Genomic DNA, 990 nt, shown 5'->3' on the forward strand with positions numbered 1-990 from the left:
AGAAAAGGCTTTACACCCATCACCACAACATCGCCCCTAAAAATGCCCGGCCGTGTCAGGTTTGGATGGCACAGATGGTGCTGGCCGGATGGGACATCAAAGCATGTCTTTTGGAGGAAGTAGCTTCGGCAATTCTGCTTGATCAGAAACGACGCAATGCCCATGAACGTGTTTGGATTGAGCACTTCAACAATCTCGGTCAGGCCGATCTGAATGTGCAAATGGCACCAGTAGGGCATCCGAACGGCACCTCGCACCCGTACAAGGTGATGCGGGCTCACATCAATTACCTGCAAGGTTTGCTGTCGGGCCACAACATCCCGTTCACACGGTTTGACTGAAACGGAAAGACCCCCATGGAACTGCGAAACACCACCCTCGATGACATCAGCGCCGTGATCGGCTTCAGCGCGACACTGCGTCTCGTGGCCTGGTTCGGTGACGGCAGCAACCTCTACGTGCCCATCGTGGCCGAGGAAGGCCACCTGCTGGTCCGCCTGCTGGGTCTGCCAGCCGCCAAGCGACTGTGTGAGGCATGGCCGGGCGAGCACCTGGCCGTACCCCGCCTGCGCGACCATGAGGACGACCTGCGCAAGCGCAGCGTGGCTCGGTTCATCGAGAAGGGGTTCGGCACCCGCGAGATCGCCGGGATGCTCAGGATCAGCGAGCGCCGCGTGCAGCAGATACTGCGCGAGCTGGAGGTGGCCGGACTGGTGCAGGTGGCGGGGCCTGCGCGCCGAGGTGTTGCTGTGAAAACTGCCGGGGAAAACCTCCAGGGACATTGGCCCCCTCCAACCGGGCTCCTGAAAAAACAGAGCGCATAGGCGCCCAGCAAAAGAGGGGTCCGTTTGAAAAATTGCACCCAATTTGGCCCACGAAAAAGGGCGGGCGATTTTGTGCATGAGAAAGAGGGGTGCCGATGTGCACGGAGCACAGGTCTCTACGGCACCGCCAGCAGACCACTCCAAGAAATACAGGGAAATCGGGGTC

The 990-nt window shown here is 59.7% G+C and carries 2 protein-coding genes; both read left to right on the forward strand.

From position 1 onward, the window contains the following. Positions 1-341 (forward strand): hypothetical protein (locus I6F47_RS20325; RefSeq protein WP_197184460.1); only part of this gene is annotated, 341 nt, incomplete at its 5' end. A gap of 15 nt (positions 342-356) precedes the next feature. After that, positions 357-824 carry a hypothetical protein gene (locus tag I6F47_RS20330; RefSeq protein WP_114488601.1) on the forward strand — a complete coding sequence of 156 codons (468 nt, stop codon included), beginning with the start codon at positions 357-359 and terminating at the stop codon, positions 822-824. The last annotated feature ends 166 nt before the right edge of the window (positions 825-990 follow it).

The organism is Pseudoalteromonas sp. NZS37 (assembly GCF_015864265.1).
Lineage (GTDB): Bacteria > Pseudomonadota > Gammaproteobacteria > Enterobacterales > Alteromonadaceae > Pseudoalteromonas > Pseudoalteromonas arctica.